General features: G+C 69.2%; 24 protein-coding genes. 16 read left to right on the forward strand and 8 right to left on the reverse strand.

What is annotated here, in order from left to right; all coding sequences use genetic code 11:
• The first annotated feature begins 51 nt into the window (after positions 1-51).
• The 4 genes from ACOCEP_RS13715 to ACOCEP_RS13730 all read left to right on the forward strand — a co-directional run bounded on the left by ACOCEP_RS13715 (position 52) and on the right by ACOCEP_RS13730 (position 4,768).
• On the forward strand, positions 52-825 hold the full coding sequence (locus ACOCEP_RS13715; RefSeq protein ID WP_482337581.1) for a cytochrome c biogenesis CcdA family protein: 774 nt from the start codon (positions 52-54) through the stop codon (positions 823-825).
• 74 nt (positions 826-899) lie between these two features.
• Positions 900-2,399, forward strand: coding sequence for a cytochrome c biogenesis protein ResB (resB, locus tag ACOCEP_RS13720; RefSeq protein WP_482339709.1), 1,500 nt, complete (start codon positions 900-902; stop codon positions 2,397-2,399).
• 5 nt (positions 2,400-2,404) lie between these two features.
• Positions 2,405-3,373, forward strand: a complete 969-nt coding sequence (gene ccsB / locus ACOCEP_RS13725; protein ID WP_482337582.1) for a c-type cytochrome biogenesis protein CcsB — start codon at positions 2,405-2,407, stop codon at positions 3,371-3,373.
• Positions 3,374-3,451: 78 nt separating this feature from the next.
• A complete protein-coding gene (locus ACOCEP_RS13730) occupies positions 3,452-4,768 on the forward strand; it encodes a MinD/ParA family ATP-binding protein (protein WP_482337584.1) in 1,317 nt (438 codons plus the stop codon).
• 2 nt (positions 4,769-4,770) lie between these two features.
• Here the strand turns inward: ACOCEP_RS13730 and ACOCEP_RS13735 are convergent, their stop codons facing one another.
• Together ACOCEP_RS13735 and ACOCEP_RS13740 are read right to left on the reverse strand one after the other, a co-directional pair.
• Positions 4,771-4,953 carry a hypothetical protein gene (locus ACOCEP_RS13735; RefSeq protein ID WP_482337585.1) on the reverse strand — a complete coding sequence of 61 codons (183 nt, stop codon included), beginning with the start codon at positions 4,951-4,953 and terminating at the stop codon, positions 4,771-4,773.
• Positions 4,954-5,101: 148 nt separating this feature from the next.
• Positions 5,102-5,314, reverse strand: a complete 213-nt coding sequence (locus ACOCEP_RS13740; protein WP_005151795.1) for a BldC family transcriptional regulator — start codon at positions 5,312-5,314, stop codon at positions 5,102-5,104.
• 250 nt (positions 5,315-5,564) lie between these two features.
• Here ACOCEP_RS13740 and ACOCEP_RS13745 point away from each other — a divergent pair, with 250 nt between their 5' ends.
• The 3 genes from ACOCEP_RS13745 to cds1 are packed head-to-tail and all read left to right on the forward strand — an operon-like array spanning position 5,565 to position 7,407.
• On the forward strand, positions 5,565-6,038 hold the full coding sequence (locus tag ACOCEP_RS13745; protein ID WP_482337586.1) for an Lrp/AsnC family transcriptional regulator: 474 nt from the start codon (positions 5,565-5,567) through the stop codon (positions 6,036-6,038).
• A gap of 11 nt (positions 6,039-6,049) precedes the next feature.
• Positions 6,050-6,328, forward strand: a complete 279-nt coding sequence (locus ACOCEP_RS13750) for a DUF4229 domain-containing protein (RefSeq protein WP_482337588.1) — start codon at positions 6,050-6,052, stop codon at positions 6,326-6,328.
• On the forward strand, positions 6,325-7,407 hold the full coding sequence (gene cds1 / locus ACOCEP_RS13755; protein ID WP_482337589.1) for an L-cysteine desulfhydrase Cds1: 1,083 nt from the start codon (positions 6,325-6,327) through the stop codon (positions 7,405-7,407). Before ACOCEP_RS13750 ends, cds1 begins: the two co-directional genes overlap by 4 nt.
• A gap of 76 nt (positions 7,408-7,483) precedes the next feature.
• On the opposite strand, the gene ACOCEP_RS13760 is transcribed toward cds1, so the two are convergent.
• The 5 genes from ACOCEP_RS13760 to ACOCEP_RS13780 all read right to left on the reverse strand — a co-directional run bounded on the left by ACOCEP_RS13760 (position 7,484) and on the right by ACOCEP_RS13780 (position 12,454).
• Complete coding sequence (locus ACOCEP_RS13760) at positions 7,484-8,569, reverse strand: IS110 family RNA-guided transposase (RefSeq protein ID WP_482333063.1); 1,086 nt, start codon at positions 8,567-8,569, stop codon at positions 7,484-7,486.
• Positions 8,570-9,142: 573 nt separating this feature from the next.
• Positions 9,143-10,012 (reverse strand): 1,4-dihydroxy-2-naphthoate polyprenyltransferase, encoded by an 870-nt coding sequence (locus ACOCEP_RS13765; protein ID WP_482337591.1) that lies wholly within the window; start codon positions 10,010-10,012, stop codon positions 9,143-9,145.
• A gap of 85 nt (positions 10,013-10,097) precedes the next feature.
• Positions 10,098-10,256, reverse strand: coding sequence for a hypothetical protein (locus ACOCEP_RS13770; protein WP_167337758.1), 159 nt, complete (start codon positions 10,254-10,256; stop codon positions 10,098-10,100).
• A 62-nt stretch (positions 10,257-10,318) separates the two neighbouring features.
• On the reverse strand, positions 10,319-11,443 hold the full coding sequence (menE, locus tag ACOCEP_RS13775) for an o-succinylbenzoate--CoA ligase (protein ID WP_482337592.1): 1,125 nt from the start codon (positions 11,441-11,443) through the stop codon (positions 10,319-10,321).
• A gap of 87 nt (positions 11,444-11,530) precedes the next feature.
• A complete protein-coding gene (locus ACOCEP_RS13780; RefSeq protein ID WP_219146235.1) occupies positions 11,531-12,454 on the reverse strand; it encodes a 1,4-dihydroxy-2-naphthoyl-CoA synthase in 924 nt (307 codons plus the stop codon).
• 57 nt (positions 12,455-12,511) lie between these two features.
• Here ACOCEP_RS13780 and menD point away from each other — a divergent pair, with 57 nt between their 5' ends.
• The 3 genes from menD (at position 12,512) to ACOCEP_RS13795 (ending at position 16,286) form a co-directional block, all read left to right on the forward strand.
• Positions 12,512-14,188, forward strand: coding sequence for a 2-succinyl-5-enolpyruvyl-6-hydroxy-3-cyclohexene-1-carboxylic-acid synthase (gene menD / locus ACOCEP_RS13785; RefSeq protein WP_482337593.1), 1,677 nt, complete (start codon positions 12,512-12,514; stop codon positions 14,186-14,188).
• A gap of 108 nt (positions 14,189-14,296) precedes the next feature.
• Positions 14,297-15,811 carry a M1 family metallopeptidase gene (locus ACOCEP_RS13790; protein WP_482337594.1) on the forward strand — a complete coding sequence of 505 codons (1,515 nt, stop codon included), beginning with the start codon at positions 14,297-14,299 and terminating at the stop codon, positions 15,809-15,811.
• A gap of 22 nt (positions 15,812-15,833) precedes the next feature.
• A complete protein-coding gene (locus ACOCEP_RS13795; RefSeq protein ID WP_482337595.1) occupies positions 15,834-16,286 on the forward strand; it encodes a DUF3592 domain-containing protein in 453 nt (150 codons plus the stop codon).
• A gap of 200 nt (positions 16,287-16,486) precedes the next feature.
• On the opposite strand, the gene ACOCEP_RS13800 is transcribed toward ACOCEP_RS13795, so the two are convergent.
• Entirely contained in the window at positions 16,487-17,317 is an 831-nt protein-coding gene (locus ACOCEP_RS13800) for an inositol monophosphatase family protein (RefSeq protein ID WP_457958541.1), read from the reverse strand.
• 111 nt (positions 17,318-17,428) lie between these two features.
• Between ACOCEP_RS13800 and ACOCEP_RS13805 the strand changes: the two genes are divergently transcribed.
• The 6 genes from ACOCEP_RS13805 (at position 17,429) to ACOCEP_RS13830 (ending at position 23,770) form a co-directional block, all read left to right on the forward strand.
• Complete coding sequence (locus ACOCEP_RS13805) at positions 17,429-18,547, forward strand: glycosyltransferase family 4 protein (protein WP_482337596.1); 1,119 nt, start codon at positions 17,429-17,431, stop codon at positions 18,545-18,547.
• A gap of 3 nt (positions 18,548-18,550) precedes the next feature.
• Positions 18,551-19,654, forward strand: coding sequence for a glycosyltransferase family 4 protein (locus ACOCEP_RS13810; protein WP_482337597.1), 1,104 nt, complete (start codon positions 18,551-18,553; stop codon positions 19,652-19,654).
• A 79-nt stretch (positions 19,655-19,733) separates the two neighbouring features.
• Positions 19,734-20,504: an AfsR/SARP family transcriptional regulator gene (locus ACOCEP_RS13815; RefSeq protein WP_482337599.1), complete on the forward strand. Its 771-nt coding sequence runs from the start codon at positions 19,734-19,736 to the stop codon at positions 20,502-20,504.
• 68 nt (positions 20,505-20,572) lie between these two features.
• The gene (locus ACOCEP_RS13820) at positions 20,573-21,271 is read left to right on the forward strand and encodes a class I SAM-dependent methyltransferase (protein ID WP_063272804.1); all 699 of its coding nucleotides are present in this window, start codon (positions 20,573-20,575) and stop codon (positions 21,269-21,271) included.
• A gap of 2 nt (positions 21,272-21,273) precedes the next feature.
• Positions 21,274-22,560, forward strand: a complete 1,287-nt coding sequence (locus ACOCEP_RS13825) for a geranylgeranyl reductase family protein (protein ID WP_037332937.1) — start codon at positions 21,274-21,276, stop codon at positions 22,558-22,560.
• A gap of 802 nt (positions 22,561-23,362) precedes the next feature.
• A complete protein-coding gene (locus ACOCEP_RS13830) occupies positions 23,363-23,770 on the forward strand; it encodes an NADH-quinone oxidoreductase subunit A (protein WP_465367828.1) in 408 nt (135 codons plus the stop codon).

The following is a 23,770-nucleotide window of genomic DNA, read 5'->3' on the forward strand; positions in this document are numbered from 1 at the left end:
TCGGCCAGCCCCGGCGCTTTCACTCCGACCACACTGCCTACGCTCCTTTGCGTGAACGGTGTTACCGAGCTGGCGCTCTCAGGGCCGCTGCTGCTCGCAGCGGGCGTAGCGCTGCTGGCCGGGACGATCTCCTTCGCGTCGCCGTGCGTCGTGCCGCTGGTGCCCGGGTACCTCGCCTACCTGGCGGCGCTGGTCGGCGCGGACGCCCCCGCGGTCCGCCCCGACGAGGAGCGCAAGAAGGGCCGCTACGCGGTCGTCGGCGCGGCGGCCTTGTTCGTGCTCGGGTTCACCGTCGTCTTCGTGGTGACGCTGGGGACGCTGGTGTGGATCGCCGACGTCGTCCAGCTCAACATGGACCTCCTCCAGCGCCTCGGCGGCGTGCTGACCATCGCGATGGCGCTGGTCTTCCTCGGCTGGATCCCCGGCCTGCAGCGCGAATTCCGGTCGCACCACGTGCCGCGCGGCGGACTCTGGGGCGCGCCCGTGCTCGGCGCGGTCTTCGGGCTCGGCTGGACGCCGTGCATCGGACCGACGCTGTCCGCGGTCATGTCCATGGCCAGCGCCACCGGCGGCGCGGCCGCGCGCGGCTACGTGCTGATCCTGATCTACTGCCTCGGTCTCGGCCTGCCGTTCCTGCTCATCGCGTTCGGTGCCCGCTGGGCCGTCCGCGCCACCGATTGGCTGCGCCGCCACGGCCGTCAGGTGCAGGTCTTCGGCGGCGTCTTGCTGCTGATCGTCGGCGTCCTGCTGGTGACCGGGTTGTGGGGCGACATGACCGGCTGGATTCGGAACACCCTCGTGAACGACATCAGGTTGCCCTTGTGACCACCCAATACCGCACGACGCCGCTCAAGCGCGTCTTCGCCTTCCTGCGCAACACCTGGCGCGGACTGACGTCGATGCGCACCGCGCTGGTGCTGCTGTTCCTGCTGGCGCTCGCCGCGATGCCCGGGGCCCTGCTGCCGCAGCGGAACCTCAACGTCGCCAAGACCGACGAGTACATCGCCGCGCACGGCTGGTGGGGTGAGCTGCTCGACCGCCTGCAGTTCTTCGAGGTCTACGGCAGCGTCTGGTTCTCGGCGATCTACCTCCTGCTGATGGTCTCGCTGATCGGCTGTCTCGCGCCGCGCAGCTTCGAGTACGCGAAGGCGATGCGCGCGAAGCCGGTGCTCACGCCGCGCAAGCTCTCGCGGATGCCGCATCACGTGTCCAGCACGACCGACCGGACCCCCGAGACGGTCATGACGGACACGCACACGCTGCTCAAAGGCTGGCGCCGCGTCGAGCGCGAAGAGGCCGACGGAAGCCGAAGCATCTCCGCCGAACGCGGGTACCTCCGCGAGACCGGCAACCTCGTCTTCCACTTCGGCATGCTCGGCCTGATCATCTTCTTCGCGCTGGGCAAGATGTTCGGCTACGAAGGCCAGGTCATCGTCCAGGCCGACGGCAGCCCGTGGTGCAACTCGGGCATTCTCGGCTACGACACCTTCAACGCCGGGCTGCGCGTCGACGGCACCGACCTCAACGCGTTCTGCATCCGCCTGAAGGACTTCGAGGCGCGCTACACCGAGAACGGGCAGGCGAACTACTACCACTCCAACATGGAGTACCAGTCCGGCGAGGATCTGAAGACAGGCGCGTGGAAGCCGTACGGGCTCGAGGTCAACTCGCCGCTGCGCACCGCGGGCGACCGCGTCTACCTGCTGAACTTCGGCTACTCCCCGAAGTTCACGGTGACCTTCCCCGACGGCACCGTGCGCACCAACATCACGCCGTGGCGTCCCGCCGACGAGCCGACGAAGCTCTCCGAAGGCGCGACGAAGATCGACCAGCCGGGTATCGCCGACCCGATCGAACGCCGCACCCGTCAGCTCGCGATCACCGGCCTCCTCGCGCCGACCGCGTTCCTGCACGGCAACGTGCTCACGTCGTCGCGGCCCGAGGCGAACAAGCCCGCCGTGGCCGTCGACATCTACCGCGGCGACCTCGGCCTCGACGCCGGCCGCGGGCAGTCGATCTTCCAGATCGACCAGTCGCTCGTCGCGGACGGCAGGCTCAAGAAGCTCACCCGGCAGAACCTGGACCAGGGTCAGGAGACCGTGCTGGACGACGGCACGAAGGTCCGCTTCGACGGCGTCCAGGAATGGGTCGCCATCCAGGTTTCGCACGACCCCGTGCAGGGCTGGGTGCTGGTCTGCGCGGTCGCGATGCTGATCGGGCTGGCGGGATCGTTGCTGGTCAAACGGCGCCGGGTGTGGGTGCGGGTGACCCCGGCGCGCGAAGGTGAGACGGGTACCGTGATCGAGGTCGCCGGGCTGGCGCGCACCGATCAGGCGGGCTACGGCGAAGAGTTCCAGCGGATCAGCGGCAAGCTGGTCCAGGGGCAGAGAGGCAACTAGAGGTCATGCCGATCAACGAGACGCTGTCCCAGTACAGCGACTACTCCTACACCACCGCGGCGGCGATCTACGTCCTCGCGCTGATGTTCGCCCTCATCGAGCAGGGCTTCGGCGCGAAGGGCCGTCTGGCGGCGGAACGCAGCAGGCAGAAGGCCCGCGAGCTGGTCGGCGCGGGCGGACCGCCGGCGTACGGGACGCCCGTCGAGCCCTCGCGCGAGGTCGGCCGTCCCGAGCGCATCGGCCGCATGGGCGCCGCGCTGCTGGTGCTGGCCGCGCTGCTGCACCTGGCCGCGATCGTGCTGCGCGGGCTCGCCGTGCACCGCGCGCCGTGGGGCAACCTCTACGAATACGGCATGGCCACGACCTTCATCGCGGTGGTGACCTGGATCGTCATCATGCGGAAGTTCCCGGTGCGCCACCTCACCGGCTTCCTGCTGCTGCCGGTCGTGATCCTGATGTTCGTCAACGGCACCATGCTGTACACGACGGCCGCGCCGGTGCAGCCCGCGCTCCAGTCGTACTGGCTGATCATCCACGTCTCCGCGGCGATCATCGGCTCCGGTGTCTTCCTGGTGCCGGGTGTCGCGAGCGTCCTTTACCTTTTCCGCGCCGCGCACGACGACAACCCGGCGAAGTTCGCCAAGTTCGCCCCGAAGCTCCCCTCGGCGGACGTGCTCGACCGCATCGCCTACCGCACCACCATCTTCGCCTTCCCGATCTTCACCTTCGGCGTGCTCTGCGGCGCGGTGTGGGCCGAGGCGGCCTGGGGCCGCTTCTGGGGCTGGGACCCCAAGGAGACCGTCGCCTTCGTGGCGTGGGTCGTCTACGCGGCGTACCTGCACTCCCGCGCCACCGCGGGCTGGCGCGGGAAGCGGGCCGCGATCATCAACATCGTCGGGTTCTCCGCGACGATCTTCAACATGTTCTTCGTGAACCTGGTGACCTCGGGCCTGCACTCCTACGCCGGGGGCTGACCGCCGCCTCTGCGCGCGCGACGACTACCGTCAATACTGAGGTATGGGGGTAGACGTGCGCGGAGGAGGAATTCAGCGGTGACCGGACCCAGCGAAGAATCGGCTCCTGGCCACCCCGAACCGACCGAAAGCGTCCAGCCCTCGGAGTTGTTCTCCGAGGACCGGACGGATTCGGCGCCGCATCCGCCCGCGAGCGGTTTCGAGGCCGAGCCCACCCAGGTCGTGCAGCCGCAGTATCCGCCGCAGCAGGCCCAGTACCCGCAGCAGTCCGCTCCCCAGCAGCAGCCGCTGCCGCAGCCGTCGCAGGGGCAGTACCAGCAGCCCTACGACCAGAACCTGCCCCCGTTGCACCCTCAGCAGGCGCCGCAGCAGGCCGCCCAGTACCCGCCTCAGCAGCAGTACGCGCAGCCGCAGCAGGCGGTTCCGGGGCTGCCTCAGCCGCAGGGCAGGCACGCGCTCCCGGACGAGCTCGCCACCGCGAGCCTGGTGAAGCCGCAGAAGCGCAAGCCGCAGTCGGGCTGGCGCAAGGCCCTGTACGTGGGCACCGGCAAGCTGGTCAACCCGGGTGAGAGCCCCAAGGACACGCGCAAACGCGAACTGATCGCGCAGATCAACCAGCCGCTGCGCGGGTGCTACAAGATCGCGATGCTGAGCCTCAAGGGCGGCGTCGGCAAGACCACCACGACGACCACGCTGGGCTCGACGTTCGCGTCGCTGCGCGGCGACCGGGTCGTCGCCGTCGACGCGAACCCGGACCGTGGGACGCTGTCGCAGAAGATCCCGATCGAGACCACCGCGACCGTCCGGCACCTGCTGCGGGACGCGGACAAGATCACCAGGTACAGCGACGTCCGTTCGTACACCTCGCAGGGCGGGAGCCGGCTGGAGATCCTCGCCAGCGAGCAGGACCCGGCGGTTTCGGAAGCGTTCTCCGAGGACGACTACCGGCGCACGGTCAACCTGCTGGAGCACTTCTACAACATCGTGCTCACCGACTGCGGGACCGGTTTGATGCACTCGGCGATGAAGGGCGTCCTGGACGTCGCGGACGCGCTGGTGGTGGTCTCGTCAGGTTCCGTCGACGGGGCGCGCAGTGCTTCGGCCACCCTCGACTGGCTGGAGGCGCACGGCTACGGCGACCTGGTCAAACGGTCCGTCGCGGTGATCAACTCGGTGCGACCGAAGGGCGGCTCGGTCGATCTCGACAAGCTGTCCGCGCACTTCGGCGCGCGTGTCCGCTCGGTGTGCCGGATCCCGTTCGACCCGCACCTGGAAGAGGGCGCGGAGATCGAGCTGGACCGGCTCGGCGAGGACACGCGGCTGGCGTTGCTGGAGCTGGCGGCCACCGTCGCGGACGGCTTCGGCGGCCAGCAGTACCAGCCGATCCAGCCCTAGTCCTACTCTTTGTCCTCGTCTTTACCTTTGCGCTGCTGCTCACCGAGCTTGCGCAAGAAGTCGGGGTCGTCGTCCGGGGCCAGAGTCGGTCGCGGCGAGGACACCCCGACACGCTCGATCCCGAACGCGCGCCACAACACCACGGCGACGGTGAGCGCTCCGATGGCCGCGAGCAGATAGATCATGCTCGGTCCCTTCCGCGTGGAGGACGTTCCTCAGTCCCACGAGGCTAGCCTCTTTGCCGCGCGCGGGGGGACTCATGGATACCCCAATGTGACGAAGGGCGATTACGAGCCCTTCGTCACTGGAGTCCTTTTCAGGGGAAATGCCTGCTCAGACCTTGCGGGCGGGCTCGCTGGCGTCGGTGGTGAGCTCGGCGAGGAGTTCGTTCACCTCGGCCTCGCGGAACCGGCGGTGCCCGCCGGGAGTGCGGATCGAGCCGATCCGGCCCGCGGTCGCCCAGCGGGTCACGGTCTTGGGGTCGACCCGGAACAGAGCCGCCACTTCGCCGGGGGTGAGCAACCTGCCGCCCATGGTCGCGGTCATTTTCCGCCTCCTTCACGGTTTCGGTGCTAAACCGGAGGGCGGGCCCGATGCCCGTCGTGCCGGGGTAGCCAACGGGGCAATCGTTGCATCTCACCCGTCAGGTACTCGAACGGTTGTCCATAGGTAAAGAGCCCTTAAAGGTCAAAACCGACAACCACGACATGCGTGTCCCGGCTCCGCGGTCTTGTCACGGATGTATGAAAACGCGCCCTGATCACGCGAATCGGGCCGTGGCACCTAAGGTGTAGCGGTGGACCAGGTGGATCGGAAGATCATCGCGGCATTACGGGAGAACGGGCGGGCTACCTACGCCGACCTCGGCCGGTCTGTCGGGCTCTCGGCTTCGTCAGTGCACGAACGGGTCGGCAAACTCGAGGCCGCCGGCGTGATCACCGGCTACCACGCGATGGTCGACCCGAACACGGTCGGGCTCGGCGTGACGGCGCTGGTCGGCATCCACCCCACCGACACCGCCACCGAGGACGACGTCGCGGAGGCGCTCGGGGCGCTGGACGAGGTCGAAAGCTGCTACGCCGTCGCGGGCGACGAGGCCTTCGTCGTCAAGGTGCGCGTGGCGACCGTCGACGATCTGGAGAAGACGCTCGGCAGGCTGCGGCGGATCCCCGGGGTCGGCCGGACGAACACCACCGTCGTGCTCTCCACCCGCTTCGAAGGACGGCCCAACAACGCGGGCCTGGACGACGGCCGCAACGGCAACGCGTAGCCTGCGTTGATGTGAGCGATAATCACCTGCCCCGTGACCTGACGCTGTACGTGCTGGCCAGGTTCGTCCTGGTCGGGGTCATCGCAGGCGCGTTGCTGCTGGCCAACGTCCCGCTGCTGGTCGCGTTGCTGATCGGCCTGGTCGTGGGGCTGCCGCTGGGCCTGCTGCTGTTCCGCCCGCTGAACGCGCGCGTGACCGCCGGGCTCGCCCGCCGCAACGAAAAGCGCGCTCGCGCCCGTGCCGAACTGCGCTCGCAGCTGCGCGGCGACCGGGTGGACGGCGCGGCGTGAGCCTCCTGCAGAGCCGCAGCTGGGTCCGCGAAGCCGTCCGCATCATCGAGGCCGACGCGAACCGCAGCGCCGACACCCATCTCCACGTCTTCCCGCTGCCCCCGGAATGGGGTGTGGACCTTTACCTGAAGGACGAGTCCGTCCACCCGACCGGCTCGCTCAAACACCGGCTCGCGCGTTCGCTGTTCCTGTACGGCCTGGTGAACGGCCAGATCGGGCCGGACACCGTGCTCGTCGAGGCATCCAGCGGCTCGACGGCGGTTTCGGAGGCGTACTTCGCGCGGATGCTGGGGCTGCGGTTCATCACCGTGGTGCCGCGCAGCACCTCGCCGGAGAAGATCGCGCTCATCGAGTTCTACGGCGGCGAATGTCACTACGTCGACCGCGCGCCGGACATGTACCCGGAGGCCGAGCGGCTCGCTTCGGAGTGCAACGGGCACTACCTCGACCAGTTCACCTACGCGGAGCGCGCGACGGACTGGCGCGGGAACAACAACATCGCCGAATCGGTGTACGCGCAGATGCAGTCCGAACGGCACCCCGTGCCGACGTGGATCGTCGTCGGCGCCGGGACCGGCGGCACGAGCGCCACCTTCGGCCGCTACGTGCGCTACAAGCGGCACACCACGAAGATCGCCGTCGTCGACCCGGAGAACTCTTCGTTCTACGGCGCGTGGCAGACCGGGGCGCTCGACTACAGCACCGGCATGCCTTCGCGGATCGAGGGAATCGGGCGGCCGCGTGTCGAGCCGTCGTTCGTGCCCGGCGTGATCGACGAGATGTTCCAGGTGCCGGACGCCGCTTCGCTGGCGGCCATCCGCGTGCTGCGCGAGCGGACCGGGCACTGGGCCGGCGGCTCGACCGGGACGAACCTCTTCGGCGCTTTCACGCTGATCTCGCGGATGGTCTCGGAAGGCCAGGCGGGCAGTGTCGTCACGCTGCTGTGCGACGGCGGGGAGCGGTACGCCAACACGTACTACGACGACGCTTGGCTGGCGCAGAAGAACATCGACATCGCGCCTTACCTGGAGAAGTACCGGGAGTTCCTGGTGAGCGGGAAGCTCGCCCCGGAGGCCTGAGGGGACCCGGCTTCGCCGGACGTTGCGAAAGCCACTTTCGCAACGTTCAAGGTTGCGAAAGATGCTCCTATAGATGTCAAGGGGTGGCGAGGTTTGCTAGGTCTGTGGTGAGGGCTTTGTGGATTTCGCGGGCGACGTAGCGTTTGAGGCAGCGGATGATGTGGCGTTTGGGAATGCCTTCGGCGGTGCGGCGTTCGAGGTAGGCGCGGGTGCGGGGGCAGTGGCGTAGGCGGACGATGACGATGCGGTAGAGGGCGGCGTTGGCGTGGCGGTCGCCGCCGCGGTTGAGACGGTGGCGGTCGGTGCGGCCGCTGCTGGCGTTGATGGGGGCGGTGCCGCAGAGGTGCGCGAACCGGGCTTCGGTGTCGATCCGGTCGGGGTTGTCCCCGGCGGTGGCCAGGAGTTGGGAGGAGGTGCCGGGGCCGACGCCGAACAGGGTGGTGGTGGCGGGCAGGACTTGCTGGGTCAGTGTTTTCAGGTCTGCTTTGGCGTCGGTGATCTCGGTGGTGAGGTGCTGGATGCGGCGTGCGAGACGGCGCAGCGCGGTCTTGGTGCCGGTGGCGGGGCTGGTGAGGTCGGAGCAAGGCCGTAGCCGGGCGCAGGCGGTGATCAGGGCCTTTCCGGTGAACCGGGTCAAAGATTCGCGCAGCGCGGCAGGGGCGGTGACGATCAGGGCGTCGAGCTGGTTGAGGGCCGCGGTGCGGGACTTGACCGCACTGTTGAGCACCGCGCGCAGGGCGGTGATCGCCGCGGCGGGCCCGGTCCCGGCCTTGGGGGTCGCGTCGGCGCGGCCTGACACCACGGCGTGGGCGGCGTTGATCGCGTCCTGGGTGTCGGTCTTTCCTTTGCGGCGGCGGGTATGCCGGTCCGGCTGGTTGACCTCCACCACCCGGACACCCTCGGCGGCCAGGTGGCGGGCCAGCCCGGCGCCGTAGGAGCCTGTGCCCTCAACCCCCACCGCGGTCACCACGCCGAAGTCCCTCAGCCAGGCCAGCAGCGCGGTGTAGCCGGCGGTGGTAGCGGGAAACGCACGCGTGTCCAGCACCCGGCCGAGCCCGTCGACCGCGGCCGCGGTGTGAGTGTCTTTATGGGTATCGACCCCACCGGTCACCCGGGTCAGGTCGACGGCATGCTGCTGATCGGTCATCCTGGTCTCTGCCATTCCGTGTCTCGATCGGTCGACGGATGGCACGTACCGGGCCGGCGGGGATGGACAACACAGTGATGGGTGTCCTGGTGGCACAGGCTCCTATCAAGTCACATCCCCCGGCCTGGTCACGTGCATGAACAGAGCCCACAAAGAGCCCACAGATCTTTCGCAAGACAACCCCAACCAGGGCGTCAGTGGCTTTCCGGGTCAAACCCTCCGCGGTCTCCATCCACACACATCATCATCACTGTGGCTTTCGCAACATCGGCTGGGCGGCCTACCTCAGAATCGCCGGATCACCAAAAGAGCAAGGGACCTTTGCTACCGCCTGGGCCGCATGTAGCGACCGCGCCCACCCTGGATCGCTACATATGGTGGCGCAAACCGGAAAACTCAAGGGATGAACGGACCGTTCATCGACTCCGGGACCGATGCGCACCGTCCGGTGGTCACAGGTCCGTTCACGCCGCGCTGTGTGGATTTCGGGTCATCCAACGCCCCGAAATCCACACAGTCCCGCATCAAAGGTCCGGTGATGCCTTCAGGACCGAAGACCGAAATCCACACAACCCCGCATCAAAGAGCTCACAGCGCCAGCGCCACCGCGGTCAGCACCGCCCAGCCCAGCATCGCGAACCCGGTGTCCCGCAGCGCCGGGATCAGCGCCCGCCCCTGCGCGCCGCCGCCGACGGCCTTGACCGATTTCAGCAGCAACGGCGCGGTCAGCAGGCCCAGCAGCGCCCACGGCGTCACGAAGGCGAGCAGCACGCTCACGACGTACGGCACCGCGACCAGCACCAGGTAAAGCCGGCGGGTGCCGCCATCACCGAGCCGGGTCGCGAGCGTGCGCTTGCCGGACTCGATGTCGGTCGGGATGTCGCGGAGGTTGTTGGCGGTCAGCACGCCGGTCGAGAACGAGCCGACGGCGACCGCGCAGCCGAGCGCGGTCCAGCTGAGCTGTCCCGCTTGGACGTACACGGTGCCGAGCACGCCGGCCAGCCCGAAGAAGACGAAGACCGCGATCTCGCCGAAACCGTAGTAGCCGTAAGGCTTTTTGCCGCCGGTGTAGAACCAGGCGCCGAGGATGCAGACCGCGCCCATCGCCAGCAGCCACCACAGCCCGCTGATCGCGACGAGCACGAGCCCGAGGGCTCCGGCGAGCCCGAGTGCGACGAGAGCGGCCGCCAGGACGGCCTTCGGCTTCGCGACTCCGGAGCCGACCAGCCGCAGCGGGCCGACGCGGTTCTCGTCGGTGCCGCGGATGCCGTCGGAGTAGTCGTTGGCGTAGTTGACGCCGACGATCAGCGCCAGCGAGACGAGCAGCGCGAGAAGCGAGCGGGTCAAGGAGAAACCGTCGAGCGCGACCGCCGCACCGACTCCGGCGACCACCGGCGCCACCGCGTTGGGCAGCGTCCGCGGGCGCGCCCCTTCGATCCATTCACCAGCAGTCGCCATGCCGCCATTCTGGCCCTGACCACTACCGGCCGGTATGCGGGGCTCGTCACCTGCTCGAGCCCTCTCGAGCAGGTGACGGGCCGCGCTACTTGAGGTCGTCGATCGCGTCTTCCAGGGTCCAGGTGAGCGTGCCGCTGTTCGGAACGGCGGTCTCCGGTTCGTCCGCCAGCGCGGGCCCGGCCAAAGCGACCAGTCCCATCGTGACGGCGGTGCAGGCCAATACGGTGCGTGTCCAGCGCGTCATAGGTAGACGTAAACCCGCGGGTAATGATCGTGTCAACAACGTCCCGGTAATCGGTGGGGAATTCACGACCTTCGTAGGAGATTCCTGACGGCCGTCCTGTCGACCTTCCCCGGGCCCCGCAGCGGGAGTTCTTCGGCGAACTCGACCCGCTTCGGAGCGGCGGCCGCGCCGGCTTCTTCACGGCACGCGGCACGCAGCGATTCGACGTCGCGACCAGTGCCGACGACGAGCGCGACGACGGCTTCACCCCACTCGGGGTCAGGTACTCCGACCACGCACGCGTCCCGGATTCCGGGCTGTGCGGTCAAGATCCGCTCGACGGCCGCGGCGGCCACCTTCACCCCACCGGTGTTGATCATGTCGTCGATCCGCCCGAGGATCTCCAGCCGCCCGTCGGCCGACCACCGGCCGCGGTCGGAAGTGCGGAACCGGCCGTCCTCGAAGGCCTCCGCGGTCAGGTCGGGTCGCAGCCGGTAGCCGTGCGCGAGGACGTCACCCGTGATACAGACCCGCTCGTCCTCGAGTTCGACGTGTACTCCGTCCAGCGGTACGCCGTCGTAGACGCAGCCGCTCGCGGTCTCGCTCATGCCGTACGCGGGCACGATCTTCACGCCCGCTTCGGCCGCGCGCTCGCGGAGTTCGGCGGTGGTCGCCGCGGCGCCGACGATGATCGCGTCGAACGCGCGCGCCGCCGCCAGGCCGGGGCCGCCCGCGTCGAGCAGCCGCCCGAGCTGGGTCGGCACGAGCGCGGTGTAGCGCGGGCCGTCCAGGGACAGCAGCGGCGCGGCGGCTTCGGCGAAGTCGTCCGGCCGGAAACCGGACGCGGGCAGCACGGACGGCGTCGTCCCGGCCAGCAGCGAGCGCACCAGCACCTGGAGCCCGCCGATGTAGTGCGCCGGGGTCGCGAGCAGCCAACGGCCGGGCGCACCGAGCCGCGCGTGGGTGGCGTTGGCCGACGCGGCGAGCGCCGACGCCGACAGCAGCACGCCCTTCGGTTCGCCGGTGGACCCGGAGGTGGCGATGATCACCGCCGTCCCGGGCTCGGCCGGCCGCGTCGGCTCCATCGCGTCCCGCAGAGACTCCGACGAGTAGGGAAGGACGGCCGGTCCGCCGTCGAGCGCCCCGGCCAGTGCCGCGGTCAGCTCGGCGACCGACTCCGGACTCCCGTCCACCCCTACCGCACGCATCCCGCCACCCTACGTCCGCGTTTCGTCCTCTAGTTGCGGTAGTTGCGCACGCAACTACCGCAACTAGAGGACGAAACGCGCCTGAGGTCAGTAGTAGTACGGGAAGGCCGACCAGTCAGGGGAGCGCTTCTCCAGGAACGAGTCGCGGCCTTCGACGGCCTCGTCCTGCATGTACGCCAGCCGGGTGGTTTCGCCGGCGAAGAGCTGCTGGCCGACCAGCCCGTCGTCGGTGAGGTTGAACGCGTACTTCAGCATCCGCTGCGCCGTCGGCGACTTGCCGTTGATCGCCCACGCCCAGTCCAGCGCCTCGGCCTCGAGCTGCGCGTGCGGGACGGCGGAGTTGACCGCGCCCATCGCCTGCATCTGCTCGGCGGTGTACTCCCGGCCGAGGAAGAAGATCTCCCGCGCGAACTTCTGCCCGACCTGCTTGGCCAGGTACGCCGAGCCGTAGCCGCCGTCGAACGAGCCGACGTCGGCGTCGGTCTGTTTGAACCGCGCGTGCTCGGCCGAGGCGAGCGTGAGGTCGCACACCACGTGCAGCGAGTGCCCGCCGCCCGCCGCCCAGCCGGGGACGACCGCGATGACCACCTTCGGCATGAACCTGATCAGCCGCTGGACCTCGAGAATGTGCAGCCGTCCGGCCCTGGCGGGATCGATCGTGTCGGAGGTCTCCCCGTCCGCGTACTGATACCCGGAGCGTCCGCGAATACGCTGGTCACCACCGGAGCAGAACGCCCAGCCGCCGTCCTTCGGCGACGGGCCGTTGCCGGTGAGCAGGACGCAGCCGACGTCCGAGCTCATCCGCGCGTGGTCGAGCGCGCGGTACAGCTCGTCGACGGTGTGCGGGCGGAAGGCGTTGCGGACCTCGGGACGGTCGAACGCGACACGTACGACACGTTTGCCTGAGCGGCTCTCAGAGGAGCGGTGATAGGTGATGTCGGTGAAGTCGAAACCGTCGACCTCGGTCCACAAGGCGGGGTCGAACAGCTCGGAAACCTGGGCGTCATCCACGTTTGGGAGAATAGGACGTGTGGCCGTGAGTCGTAGTGTGAAACCCGAGGTCTGCCGGTGAATCCTTCCACCGCGCAGGCCAGGGTCATCGTCGACGAACTCGTCCGCAACACCGTCTCGCACGTCGTCCTCTGCCCGGGCTCACGCAACGCCCCGCTGTCGATCGCGCTGTACGACGCGGCCGCCGCCGGGCGCCTCCAGTTGCACGTCCGCATCGACGAACGCGGCGCCGGTTTCCTCGCCCTCGGCATCGCGGCGCGCACCGGCCGCCCCGTGGCGGTGCTGTGCACCTCGGGCACCGCGGCCGCGAACTTCCATCCCGCCGTGCTGGAGGCCGACCGCGCGGGGGTCCCGCTGATCGTGCTGACCGCCGACCGGCCGCCCGAGATGCGGGCCGCCGGCGCGAGCCAGGTCATCGACCAGCACCAGCTCTACGGCAACGCCATCCGCTACTTCGACGAGCTCGCCGTCGCCGAACGCCGCGCCGGGCAGAACTCGTACTGGCGCGGGCAGATCTGCCGCGCTTGGAACGCCGCGTACGGCGAGTGGCGCTGCGGGCCGGTGCACCTGAACATCCCGTTCCGCGAGCCGCTCGTACCCGATGTCGATGATGACGGCGAGTGGTACGAGTCACTCGAAGGGCGTCCCGACGGCGCTCGCTGGACGGAGCTCCCGGACTTCGGCGCGCTTCCCTCTTTCGTGGTGCCCTCGGCCCGCCACGGTCTGGTCATCGCGTGCGACACCGGCGTGCAGGCGGCCAGCGAATGGGCCGAGCTGCACGGCTGGCCGGTCGTCTCCGAGACCGGCGGCATCGGGATGGCGGGCGCGACCGCGATCTCGTCCGGCGCGTGGCTGCTCGGCGTCGAGGAGTTCATCTCGCGGCACAAACCCGAACAGGTCCTGTGCATCGGGCGCCCGACGGTGTTCCGGCAGGTCCAGCGGGTGCTGTCCGATCCCGACGTCGAGGTGCTGCTGGTCCGGCCCGATTCGGACTGGCCCGCGCCCGCGCACAACGTCCGCCAGGTCGGCCAGTGGTTCGACGAGCCGACCAAACCGGCCGATCCGGAGTGGCTCGCGAGCTGGCAGCGCGCGGACAAGGCGGCGGCGGGGGCGGTCACCGAAGCGCTGGCCGACGAGCCGTGGCCGAGCGGGCTGCGCCTGGCGACCGAGCTGGTCGACGCGGTCCCGGAGGGGTCGCTGCTGGTCGTCGGCTCGTCCAACCCGACCCGTGACGTCGCCCTCGCCGGACGGCTGCGGCCCGACGTCCTCGTGCACCGCAACCGCGGCGTCGCCGGGATCGACGGCATGGTGTCGACCGCGATCGGCGCCGCGACCGTCCACAGGGGACACTCGTACGCCCTGCTCGGCGATCTGACGTTCCTGCACGACGCGAGCGGCCTGCTGACCGGGCCCGCCGAACAGCGCCCCGACCTGACGATCGTGGTGCTCAACGACGACGGCGGTGGCATCTTCTCCCTGCTGGAGCAGGGGGCGCCCGAGCACAACGCCAGCTTCGAGCGCGTCTTCGGCACGCCGCACGGCGCCGACCTCGGTGCCCTGTGCGCCGGTTACCGCGTGCCGCACGTCGTGGCCGAGACGCTCACCGAGTTCCGCGCGGCGCTCGAACCCGCGCCGGGGCTGCGGGTGGTGGAGGTCCGCGTGGACCGAACGCGTCACCGTGAGCTCCACGCGCGCCTCCGTACGGCGGTTTCGTCGGCCGTACGCGCTGTCTAGCCGATTTTGATCTCAGTCCAGAGGTTAGGAACCCCTCCTTCGGACGTGTCTCCGCGTTGATCGTCTGGCTACGTTCGAGCGCGCTGACAAATCCTGGGAGGATTCGCAATGCGCTTGAAGACTCGCGCCGGCTTCGCCGGATTGACCGCGGGTGTCGTCTCGGTGCTGCTCGCCGGCTCCGCGGCGGCCGCCCCCGCACCCGGCTCGATCGGCATCGGCGACCCGTACTACCCGCACGCCGGCAACGGCGGCTACGACGTCGGTCACTACGACCTCCGGCTGACCTACCAGCCCGCGACCGACCTGCTTTCCGGTGCCACGACGATCCTGCTCACCGCGACGCAGGACCTCTCGGCGTTCAACCTCGACTTCGGCCTGAAGGTGTCGAGCGTCCGGGTCAACAACCGGCCCGCGAAGTTCGCGACGTCGACCGACGGCACCGGTGAGCTGACCGTCACGCCCGCCTCGCCGCTGAAGAAGGGCCAGACGGCGACCGTCGTCGTCGCCTACGCGGACACGCCGTCGAAGGTGAAGATCGACGGCTTCACCGCCTGGAAGAAGACCCCGGACGGCGCGCTGGCCGTCGACGAGCCGCAGAGCGCGGCCTGGTGGTTCCCGTCCAACGACCACCCGACCGACCTGGCCACCTACGACGTCTCGGTGGAGGTCCCGAACGACGTCGCCGCGCTGTCGAACGGCACGCTCGTGCGCAAGACGGTGCAGCGGCCTGGCTGGACGCGCTGGAACTGGCGCAGCACCAAACCGCAGGCGACGTACCTCACGTCGCTGGAGGTCGGCAAGTTCGAGGTGAACCAGCAGACCACGCCGGACGGTCAGCCGTTCATCACCGCCTACGGCGCCGACCTCGGCGAATCGCTCGGCGCGGCCAAGGCCAGCATCGAGCGGACGCCGGAGATCACCGAATTCCTCGCCTCGAAGTTCGGGCCTTACCCGTTCGAGGCACAGGGCGGCGTCGTCACCACCGGCATCACCTTCGCGCTGGAGAACCAGACGCGGCCGGTGTACGGCGCCAGGGCCTTCCGGAGCGGCTCCAACACCTCGATCGTCGCGCACGAGCAGGCGCACCAGTGGTTCGGCGACAGCGTCACGCTCGGCAAGTGGAGCGAGATCTGGCTGAACGAGGGCTTCGCGTCCTACGGCGAGTTCCTGTGGTCGGAGGAGACCGGCGAAGGCACGGCCGACGAACTCGCCCAGTACATCTACGACTCGGTGCCCGCCGAGGACCCGTTCTGGCAGGTCCTGCCCGCCGACCCGGGTGCGGACAACCAGTTCGACGCGGCCGTCTACGACCGCGGCGCGCTCGCGGTGCACGCGCTGCGCAAGGCTGTGGGTGACGACACGTTCTTCCGGATCCTGCAGACCTGGCAGCAGGTGAAGAAGGCCAAGTCCGCCGTGATCCCGGAGTTCATCGCGCTCGCGGAGAAGATCTCGGGCAAGCCGCTGTACGACCTGTTCCAGACGTGGCTGTACACCAAGGGCAAGCCCTCGGTGGGCCCGAACGGCGCACAGGCTTTCCGTGCCGCTGTGGCGCCGGTCGCACCGAAGTCCTACCCGCAGATCAAGGCGACCCATGAATTCCTCGCCGAGCGACACGCCCACTGACGGGTAGCGATACGCTCGCGGCGTGACGGCCAAAGCGGAGCGGGTGAGGCGCATCGGGTGGTATGCCGCCCTCGTTGTCGCCTCACTCGTCACCGTGCTCGGTGTCTCGCTGCTGTTCGCCGCCATCCGCAACGACAGCGCGATCGAAGCGCAGCTCGGGCAGGCGACCGCGCAGGTCGAATCGGTGGCCTTCGACCGCACGATCATCAACTACGCGACCCCCGACGGCATCATGCACAGCCCGGCCAACGGTGTGCTCTACCCGGCCGGGCTGGCCGCCGGGCAGCTGGTGAACATCGAGTACGACGTCGGCGACCCGGAACTCGCGCGAGTGGCCGGGCGCTCGGCGTCGAACACGCTGCTGCCGCTGGGCAGCATGATCGTCTTCACCTGGCTGATCGCCGGCCCGCTGCTGTGGTGGATCCGGCGGCAACGGCTGGCTTACCGGCGCTCGCTCGCCGAGTCGTCCGCCTGATCACGCGAGTTACGTCCCCAATCACGCGAGTTACGCCTCTAGTCACGCGAGTTCCGTCCCCAATCACGCGAGTCCCGTGCTCAGTCGCGCGAGCTTGCCGTGCGGAACCGGCGATCACACGTGATCAGACGGACGACACGCGTGATTGGAAGGCGAACACGCGTGATCAGAGGCGTAACTCGCGTGATTGGGCGCGTAACTCAGCCGACTGACTCCTGCCACCAGCCCAGAACCTCGTCGGCGACGCCGGGGGCCGCCACCAGCAGGGCGTCGACGGGCAGGGCCGCGCCTTCCCCGTGCCGGTCCAGGACCACGGCGCCCGCCTCGATGGCCAGCGCGACCGATCCGGCGACGTCCCATTCGCGGTAGCTGTGCAGCACCGCGGCGGCCGCGTGCCCCAGCGCGACCTGCGCGATCGCCAGCGCGGCCGAGCCGAGCACCCGGACCCCGGCGTGCGCGGCGGCGGCCCGTTCGATGAACTGGCCCATCCCCGGCCAGACACCCTTGCGCGTGAGTTCCGTGCAGACGATCGCCCCGGCGGTCCCGCAGCGGTCGGTGAGCGTGATCGGCTTGCCGTTCGCCCGGGCGCCGCGGCCGCGCGCGGCGGCGTAGATCTGGGCGCGGTACGGGTCCGCGACCACACCCACCACCGGCCCCGAAGCGTCGATCAGGGCGAGGCTGTACGCGCACCACGGGACCCCGGCGACGTAGTTCGCGGTGCCGTCGACCGGGTCGACCACCCAGCGGTATTCCGCGACGTCGGCACCGTGGTCGGCGCCGAATTCACCACCGACGACGGGGATACCGGGGAATTCCGCGGTCAGCACGCGCCGGGTGTGGCGTTCGAGGATCCGGTCCGTGTCGGTGACCCAGTCGAAGGGCGAGTCCTTCGGATCGGGCTGGGCGCCCCGGCCCGCGGTCGCGGTGATCACGTCGGTCGCGTCGTTGGCCAGCCGCCCGGCCACTTCGAGGGCCCTCGACACCAGCCCGGGCTCGACGGGCTGAGGCGGCCTAGACGACAGGAGGGTCATGCCTGACTAGTGTGGCCGAGCCTGGTTTACGGAACACGACCTTGAGATGACATGTCGTCTGTTCCGTTTTTGTTGGCGTGGGTGTCACAACCGGATGCGACAGTGATCCGCGTGCGAGTCGCGATAGTCACCGAAAGTTTCCTGCCCCAGGTGAACGGCGTGACCAACTCCGTGCTCCGCGTCGTGGAACACCTCCGCGACCGCGCGCACGACGTGCTGATCATCGCCCCGGGTCCTGGTCCCGTGGAGTACCTCGGCGCCCCGGTCGTGCGCATTCCCGCCCTCGACTTCCCTGGCGTGAACTCCCTCCCGGTCGGCGTGCCGACCAGGACGGTGCTCACCGCACTGGCCGATTTCGGCCCGGACGTGGTGCATCTGGCGTCGCCGTTCGTGGTCGGCGCCCGCGGGCTCGCCGCCGCGCGACGGCTTCGGGTGCCGTGTGTCGCGGTGTACCAGACCGACATCGCCGGCTTCGCCGCCGCGTACGGCTTCGGCATCGCCGCCCGCGCCGCCTGGCGCTGGGTGCGCCGCCTGCATTCGAGGGCCGACCGCACGCTCGCGCCGTCGACGGACTCGGTGGATCAGCTGAAACTGCACGGGATCCCGCGGGTGCACCGTTGGGCGCGCGGCGTCGACATCGAGCGGTTCTCGCCGGTTCACGCCGATCCCGCGTTGCGCGCCGAGCTGGCGCCGAACGGCGAACTGCTGGTCGGTTTCGTCGGCAGGCTCGCGCCCGAGAAGGAGGTCGAGCGGCTGACCGCGCTCGCCGGGATCGAGGGGATCCGTGTGGTCGTCGTCGGTGACGGCCCGGAGTTGCTGATGCTGCGCGAACGGATCCCGGGCGCGGCGTTCCTCGGCGCCCGATACGGTGAAGAGCTTTCCGCCGCATACGCGAGCCTGGACGTCTTCGTCCACACAGGACCGCACGAGACGTTCTGCCAGGCCATCCAAGAGGCGATGGCGTCCGGGCTTCCGGTGCTGGCGCCGAACGCGGGCGGCCCGAAGGATCTGGTCCTGCCTGGCCGCACGGGGTACCTGTTGCCCGCAGACCGTGCCGGTTTCGCGACCGCGCTGGTGGACAAGGTGAACGATCTGCGTGACGAAGCGCTCCGGGCCAGGCTGGGGGAGAAGGCGCGCAAGGTCGTGCTCGGCCGGACCTGGCCGGCGGTCTGCCACGAACTGGTCGGCCACTACGAAGCCGTCCAGGGCAAGATCGCTCGCGCGGCGTAGAAGATGCACATCGTCCAGCTGGCCAACTTCTACGGGCCACGCTCGGGCGGCCTGCGGACGGCGCTGCACCATCTCGGCGCCGGGTACGTGGCCAGCGGCCATCAGGTGACCCTCGTGGTGCCCGGGCAGCGCCACGCGGACGAGACGCTGCCCTCGGGCGTACGCCGGTTTTCCCTTCCCGCGCCACAGATTCCCGGCACCGGCGGCTATCGCGCGGTCGATCCGCATCGGGTGCGCGCGGTGCTGAAACGCCTGGAGCCGGACAGGCTGGAAGTGTCCGACAGGCTGACCCTGCGCGGTATGGGTGTCTGGGCGCGGCGCAACGGCGTACCCAGCATGGTGATCTCGCACGAGCGCCTCGACCGGCTGCTGGAGCAGTTCCTGATGCCGGAACCCGTCGCGCGGCGCGTCGCGGACGTCGCGAACCGGCGGATGGCGCGGCACTACGACACGGTGGTCTGCACGACGGCGTTCGCCCGCGCGGAGTTCGACCGGATCGCCGCGCCGAACGTGCGCCGGGTCCCGCTCGGCGTCGACCTCACGACGTTCGCCCCGGCCAGGCGTGACGATGGCTGGCGGCACACGCTGACCGGGAACGCCGACGCGCTGATCGTCCACTGTGGACGTCTTTCGCCGGAGAAGCACGTCGAGCGCAGCGTGGACACCGTCGCCGAGCTCACCGAGGCGGGACACCGCGTACGGCTCGTCATCGCGGGCGACGGGCCCCGCCGCCGGGCGCTGGAACGGCGGGCACGCGGGCTTCCGGTGACCTTCCTCGGCTTCCTTTCCGGACGCGGCGACGTCGCGCGGCTGCTGGCCAGCGCCGACGTCTCCCTCGCGCCCGGTCCACACGAGACGTTCGGGCTGGCCGCGCTGGAGGCGCTCGCTTCGGGCACGCCGGTGGTGGTCTCGGCGTCGTCGGCGCTGCGGGAGATCGTGCGGCCCGGCTGCGGTGAGGCCGTCGACGATCGCGCGCCCGCCTTCGCGGGTGCGGTCACCGGACTGCTGGAGAGCCCGGAAGACGCCCGGCGCGCGGCGGCGCGGGCCCGCGCGGAGGAATTCGCCTGGCCGCGGTCGGTGCGGGGAATGCTCTCCGCGCACACCTGATCACCGCAAGATCATTTGTATCTCTTTTGTACAACCGGCATTCATCGTCCCCTCACGCCATCGAGCGAGAGGACGGCACGTGAGGTTCGAAGTACTGGGCACGTTCAGCATCTCTTCCGGATCGCGGTCGGTCCCGCTGCACGGCCGGATGAGGAGAACGCTCCTCGGCGTGCTGCTGGTCCGGGCGAACACCTTCGTCCCGGTGAACGTGCTCACCGAGGCACTGTGGGACAGCAAGTGGGAGCCGAGGGCGGTGCCGAAGCTGCACTGGCACGTCCACAAGCTGCGGCAGGCCCTGCCCGAGGGCGACCGGCTCGTCTTCGACAACGGCGGCTACCGCTTGGAGGTCCACCCCGGCGAACTCGACGTCGAGACCTTCGAGACGTTGGCGGGCCAGGCGTTGAAGTCCGTGGACCCCGCCCAGCGAGCCTCGCTGATCCGGCAGGCCCTCACGCACTGGCACGGCGCGCCCTACGAAGGCCTCGACGTCCCGCTGCTCTCGGACGAGACGATGCGGCTCTCGGAACACCGCCTGGTCCTGCTCGAAGAGCTCTACCAGGCCGAACTGGACCTCGGCCGGCACGCGAGCGCGGCCGTCGAGCTGGTGGATCTGGTGCGGCGGAACCCGTTGCGGCAGCGTGCCCAGTACCTCCTGATGGACGCTCTGTGGCGAGCCGGGCGCACGTCCGACGCGCTGGCTGCCTACCGGCGTGCGCGCCGGATCTCGGTCGATCAGCTCGGCCTCGAACCCGGGCCGGAACTGCGGTTGCTGGAGCGGAGGATCCTCGCCGGCGAGGTCGCGGGGGCCGGTGCGCACCGTGCCCCGGCGTTGCTTCACCGGGCCAGGTGAACCTACGGGCCGCCGCTTTGCTCCCGCTTGGGTGACCTGTCTCAGGGGCTCGGGGTTAGTGTTCGGGTATGTCCCGAGCGAGTCTTGACAAGGATCCGCACGAAGTCGCCGCCATGTTCGACGACGTCGCGGACGGCTACGACCGCGCGAATTCGTTCATGACCTTCGGCTTCGACCGCCGCTGGCGGACCATCACCGGCCGGGTGTTGGACGCCAAACGCGGCGAAAAGGTGCTGGACCTCGCGGCGGGCACCGGCGTGTCCACCGTCGAGTACGCGCGCAACGGCGCGTGGTGCCTCGCGGCGGACTTCTCGGTCGGCATGCTCAAGGCGGGCAAGCATCGCGGCGTCCCGATGGTGGCCGCGGACGCGATGAAGCTGCCGTTCGCCGACGGCAGCTTCGACGCGGTGACCATCTCGCTCGCGCTGCGGAACTTCGTCGACACCAAGGCCGCGCTCACCGAGATCGCGCGCGTGGTCAAACCGGGCGGCCGTCTGGTGATCTGCGAGGTGTCGACGCCCACATTCCCGCCGATCCGGTTCCTGCACCGCAAGTTCATCGCGAAGCTGCTCACCTGGGTCGGCGCCAGGACCTCGTCGAACCCCGAGGCCTACTCCTACCTGGCCGAATCCATGCTGGCGTGGCCGGATCAGCGGACGCTGGGGGAGATCATCGCGAGCGCCGGGTGGACCGAGGTGGAGTGGCTGAACCTCACGTTCGGCGTCGTCGCCATCCACCGCGCCAAAAAGCCCTCTGTAGATTCTTAGACATGACCCGTCGCAACGCAGACCACGACGCCGAAGTCATCGTCGTCGGTGCCGGACCGGCCGGCTCCACCGCCGCCACGTACCTCGCCAGGGCGGGCGTCGACGTGCTGCTGCTGGAGAAGACCGAGTTCCCGCGCGAGAAGGTGTGCGGCGACGGCCTGACCCCGCGCGGTGTCAAGCAGCTCATCGACCTGGGGATCGACACCAGCGAGGACGCGGGCTGGGTGCACAGCCGTGGCCTGCGGATCCTCACCGGCGAGCTCACGCTGGAACTGGACTGGCCGGACCTGACGAGCTACCCGCCGTACGGCGTTTCGCGGACCCGCCAGGACTTCGACGACCTGCTCGCGAAGACCGCCGTGAAGGCGGGCGCGCGGCTCTACGAGCGCACCACCGTCACCGGTGCCATCACCAGCCCGACCGGTCGCGTGATCGGCGTCGAGGCGAAGGTCGGCCCGGAGAAGACGCCGGTGAGCTACCGCGCTCCGCTGGTGCTGGCCTGCGACGGCGTCTCCGCGCGGCTCGCGCTGAGCGTCGGCATCCAGAAGAACGAGAAGCGCCCGATGGGTGTCGCGGTGCGGCAGTACTACAAGAGCCCGCGTCACGACGACCCGTTCATCGAGGGCCACCTGGAGCTGTGGGACCGCTCGGACCCGCGCGACCCGAAGCTGCTGCCCGGCTACGGCTGGGCGTTCCCGCTGGGCGACGGCACGGTGAACGTCGGCCTCGGCATGCTGTCGACGTCGGCCGCGTTCCGCAGCACCGACTACCGCGCGCTGCTGCGCCAGTGGCTCGACGGGACGCCCGAGGAATGGGGCTACCGCGAGGAGAACGCCATCGGCAAGGTCGGCGGCGCCGGGCTCCCGATGGGTTTCAACCGCACGCCGCACTACCGCGACGGCCTGCTGCTGCTCGGCGACGCCGGCGGCATGGTCAGCCCGTTCAACGGCGAGGGCATCTCGGCGGCGATGGAGTCCGCGCAGCTGGCTTCGGAGTTCGTTGTGCAGGCGCTGGCGCGGCGCGAAGGACCTTCGCGCGAGCGTGCGCTGGAGGGCTACCCGCGCGCCGTCGGGGAGCTGATGGGCGGCTACTACCGGCTCGGCAACGTGTTCGCGAAGCTGATCGGGAAGCCGAAGGTCATGCACGCCGCGACGAAGTACGGACTGCGGATCAACTCGATCCTTCCGTTGGTCTACAAGGGACTTTCGGGCTGCTACGACGCCAAGGGCGGGGACGGCGTCGACCGCCTGATCGCCGCTCTCGCCCGCGCCACCCCCTCGCCGCGCTGACGCCACGCATTTCGTCCTCTGAATGCGGTAGTTCGCCCTCGAACCACCGCATTCAGAGGACGAAATGCTGTGTGCCACGGCCCGCCACCACGTCCGGACCGCTCATGGGCAACCCGGCCCTGCTCAGAGGGTTGTGAAAGCCACTTTCGCAACCTTGAGCGTTGCGAAAGTGGCTTTCGCAACGTCCCGTCCGAGGGTACGGCGACACCTGCGACCGAACCGCCGCTCCCCGTAGCCGGCCGGGGGCGAAGGCTCCTTTCGTCGCGTCAGACTCGGTGAAGGGAGCCTTCAGCCCACACCACTCCGCTAGTGCCTACTGACGCAGGTTGGATCAGCCGCGCGCGTCGGAAGAGGCCGCAAGCAGTCGACTAATTGCGCTGGTTCCACACGTCTGGACCAGTCACGGGTACTCCGCGCAGTGGTATCGGTCACAGGACAAATGTGGTCAAACAGCCCCGTGAAGCCGATCTTGGGCACGACGTCGCAGGTCATCGGTATCGCACGCCGGAAGTAACCGTACTGGCCGTGCGGTCAAGTTAGGGCAGCCTTATAGCACGGGGCCTAGGGACAAGAATGTGAGTCACGTCCTACACTCGCCCCATGCTTTGTGAATCGCTTCACATCCTCGACGGGAGGCTTGTGAACTATTTCACAAGCAAGGGGGCCGTCATGCACGGCCCGTAAGGGTTGCCTAACCCACGGCGGTGTGACCCAGGTGACTTAGGGTGCCGACCGAGGGAAGCGGTGAACCCCGACTCGAAAACCGCAGCGGCGCGGAAAGGATGGCGAAAACCCCGTGCTGATGTTGCCCGTGCTGTCCCAGGCGAGCACCCCTTCGGTGCCGAACCTGGACATGTACCTCCCCCTGGTCCTCTTGTTCGTCCTCGCTCTCGCGTTCGCGGTGCTGTCGGTGCTGCTCGGCCCGCTCGTCGGCCCGAGCCGGGCCAACAAGGCGAAGCTCGCGGCCTACGAATGCGGTATCGAACCGTCGCCGCAGCCGGTCGTCGGCGGCGGCCGGATGCCGGTCGCGTACTACATCACCGCGATGCTGTTCATCCTGTTCGACATCGAGATGGTCTTCCTCTACCCGTTCGCGGTCTCCGCGGACGCGCTGGGCATGTTCGGCCTGGTGGAGATCGTGCTGTTCATCGCGACGGTCGGTTTCGCGTACGCCTACGTGTGGCGTCGCGGCGGCCTGGATTGGAACTAG

It is taken from the genome of Amycolatopsis sp. CA-211722, from assembly GCF_056828465.1.

Coding starts and splice junctions, on each gene's coding strand:
- ACOCEP_RS13830 (WP_465367828.1), top strand. CDS start 23,363: ATGTTGCCCGTGCTGTCCCAGGCGAGCACCCCTTCGGTGCCGAACCTG.
- ccsB (WP_482337582.1), top strand. CDS start 2,405: ATGCCGATCAACGAGACGCTGTCCCAGTACAGCGACTACTCCTACACC.
- ACOCEP_RS13820 (WP_063272804.1), top strand. CDS start 20,573: ATGTCCCGAGCGAGTCTTGACAAGGATCCGCACGAAGTCGCCGCCATG.
- ACOCEP_RS13770 (WP_167337758.1), bottom strand. CDS start 10,256: ATGACGCGCTGGACACGCACCGTATTGGCCTGCACCGCCGTCACGATG.
- ACOCEP_RS13790 (WP_482337594.1), top strand. CDS start 14,297: ATGCGCTTGAAGACTCGCGCCGGCTTCGCCGGATTGACCGCGGGTGTC.
- ACOCEP_RS13765 (WP_482337591.1), bottom strand. CDS start 10,012: ATGGCGACTGCTGGTGAATGGATCGAAGGGGCGCGCCCGCGGACGCTG.
- ACOCEP_RS13740 (WP_005151795.1), bottom strand. CDS start 5,314: ATGACCGCGACCATGGGCGGCAGGTTGCTCACCCCCGGCGAAGTGGCG.
- menE (WP_482337592.1), bottom strand. CDS start 11,443: ATGCGTGCGGTAGGGGTGGACGGGAGTCCGGAGTCGGTCGCCGAGCTG.
- ACOCEP_RS13735 (WP_482337585.1), bottom strand. CDS start 4,953: ATGATCTATCTGCTCGCGGCCATCGGAGCGCTCACCGTCGCCGTGGTG.
- ACOCEP_RS13810 (WP_482337597.1), top strand. CDS start 18,551: ATGCACATCGTCCAGCTGGCCAACTTCTACGGGCCACGCTCGGGCGGC.
- ACOCEP_RS13825 (WP_037332937.1), top strand. CDS start 21,274: ATGACCCGTCGCAACGCAGACCACGACGCCGAAGTCATCGTCGTCGGT.
- ACOCEP_RS13800 (WP_457958541.1), bottom strand. CDS start 17,317: ATGACCCTCCTGTCGTCTAGGCCGCCTCAGCCCGTCGAGCCCGGGCTG.
- ACOCEP_RS13760 (WP_482333063.1), bottom strand. CDS start 8,569: ATGGCAGAGACCAGGATGACCGATCAGCAGCATGCCGTCGACCTGACC.
- resB (WP_482339709.1), top strand. CDS start 900: ATGCGCACCGCGCTGGTGCTGCTGTTCCTGCTGGCGCTCGCCGCGATG.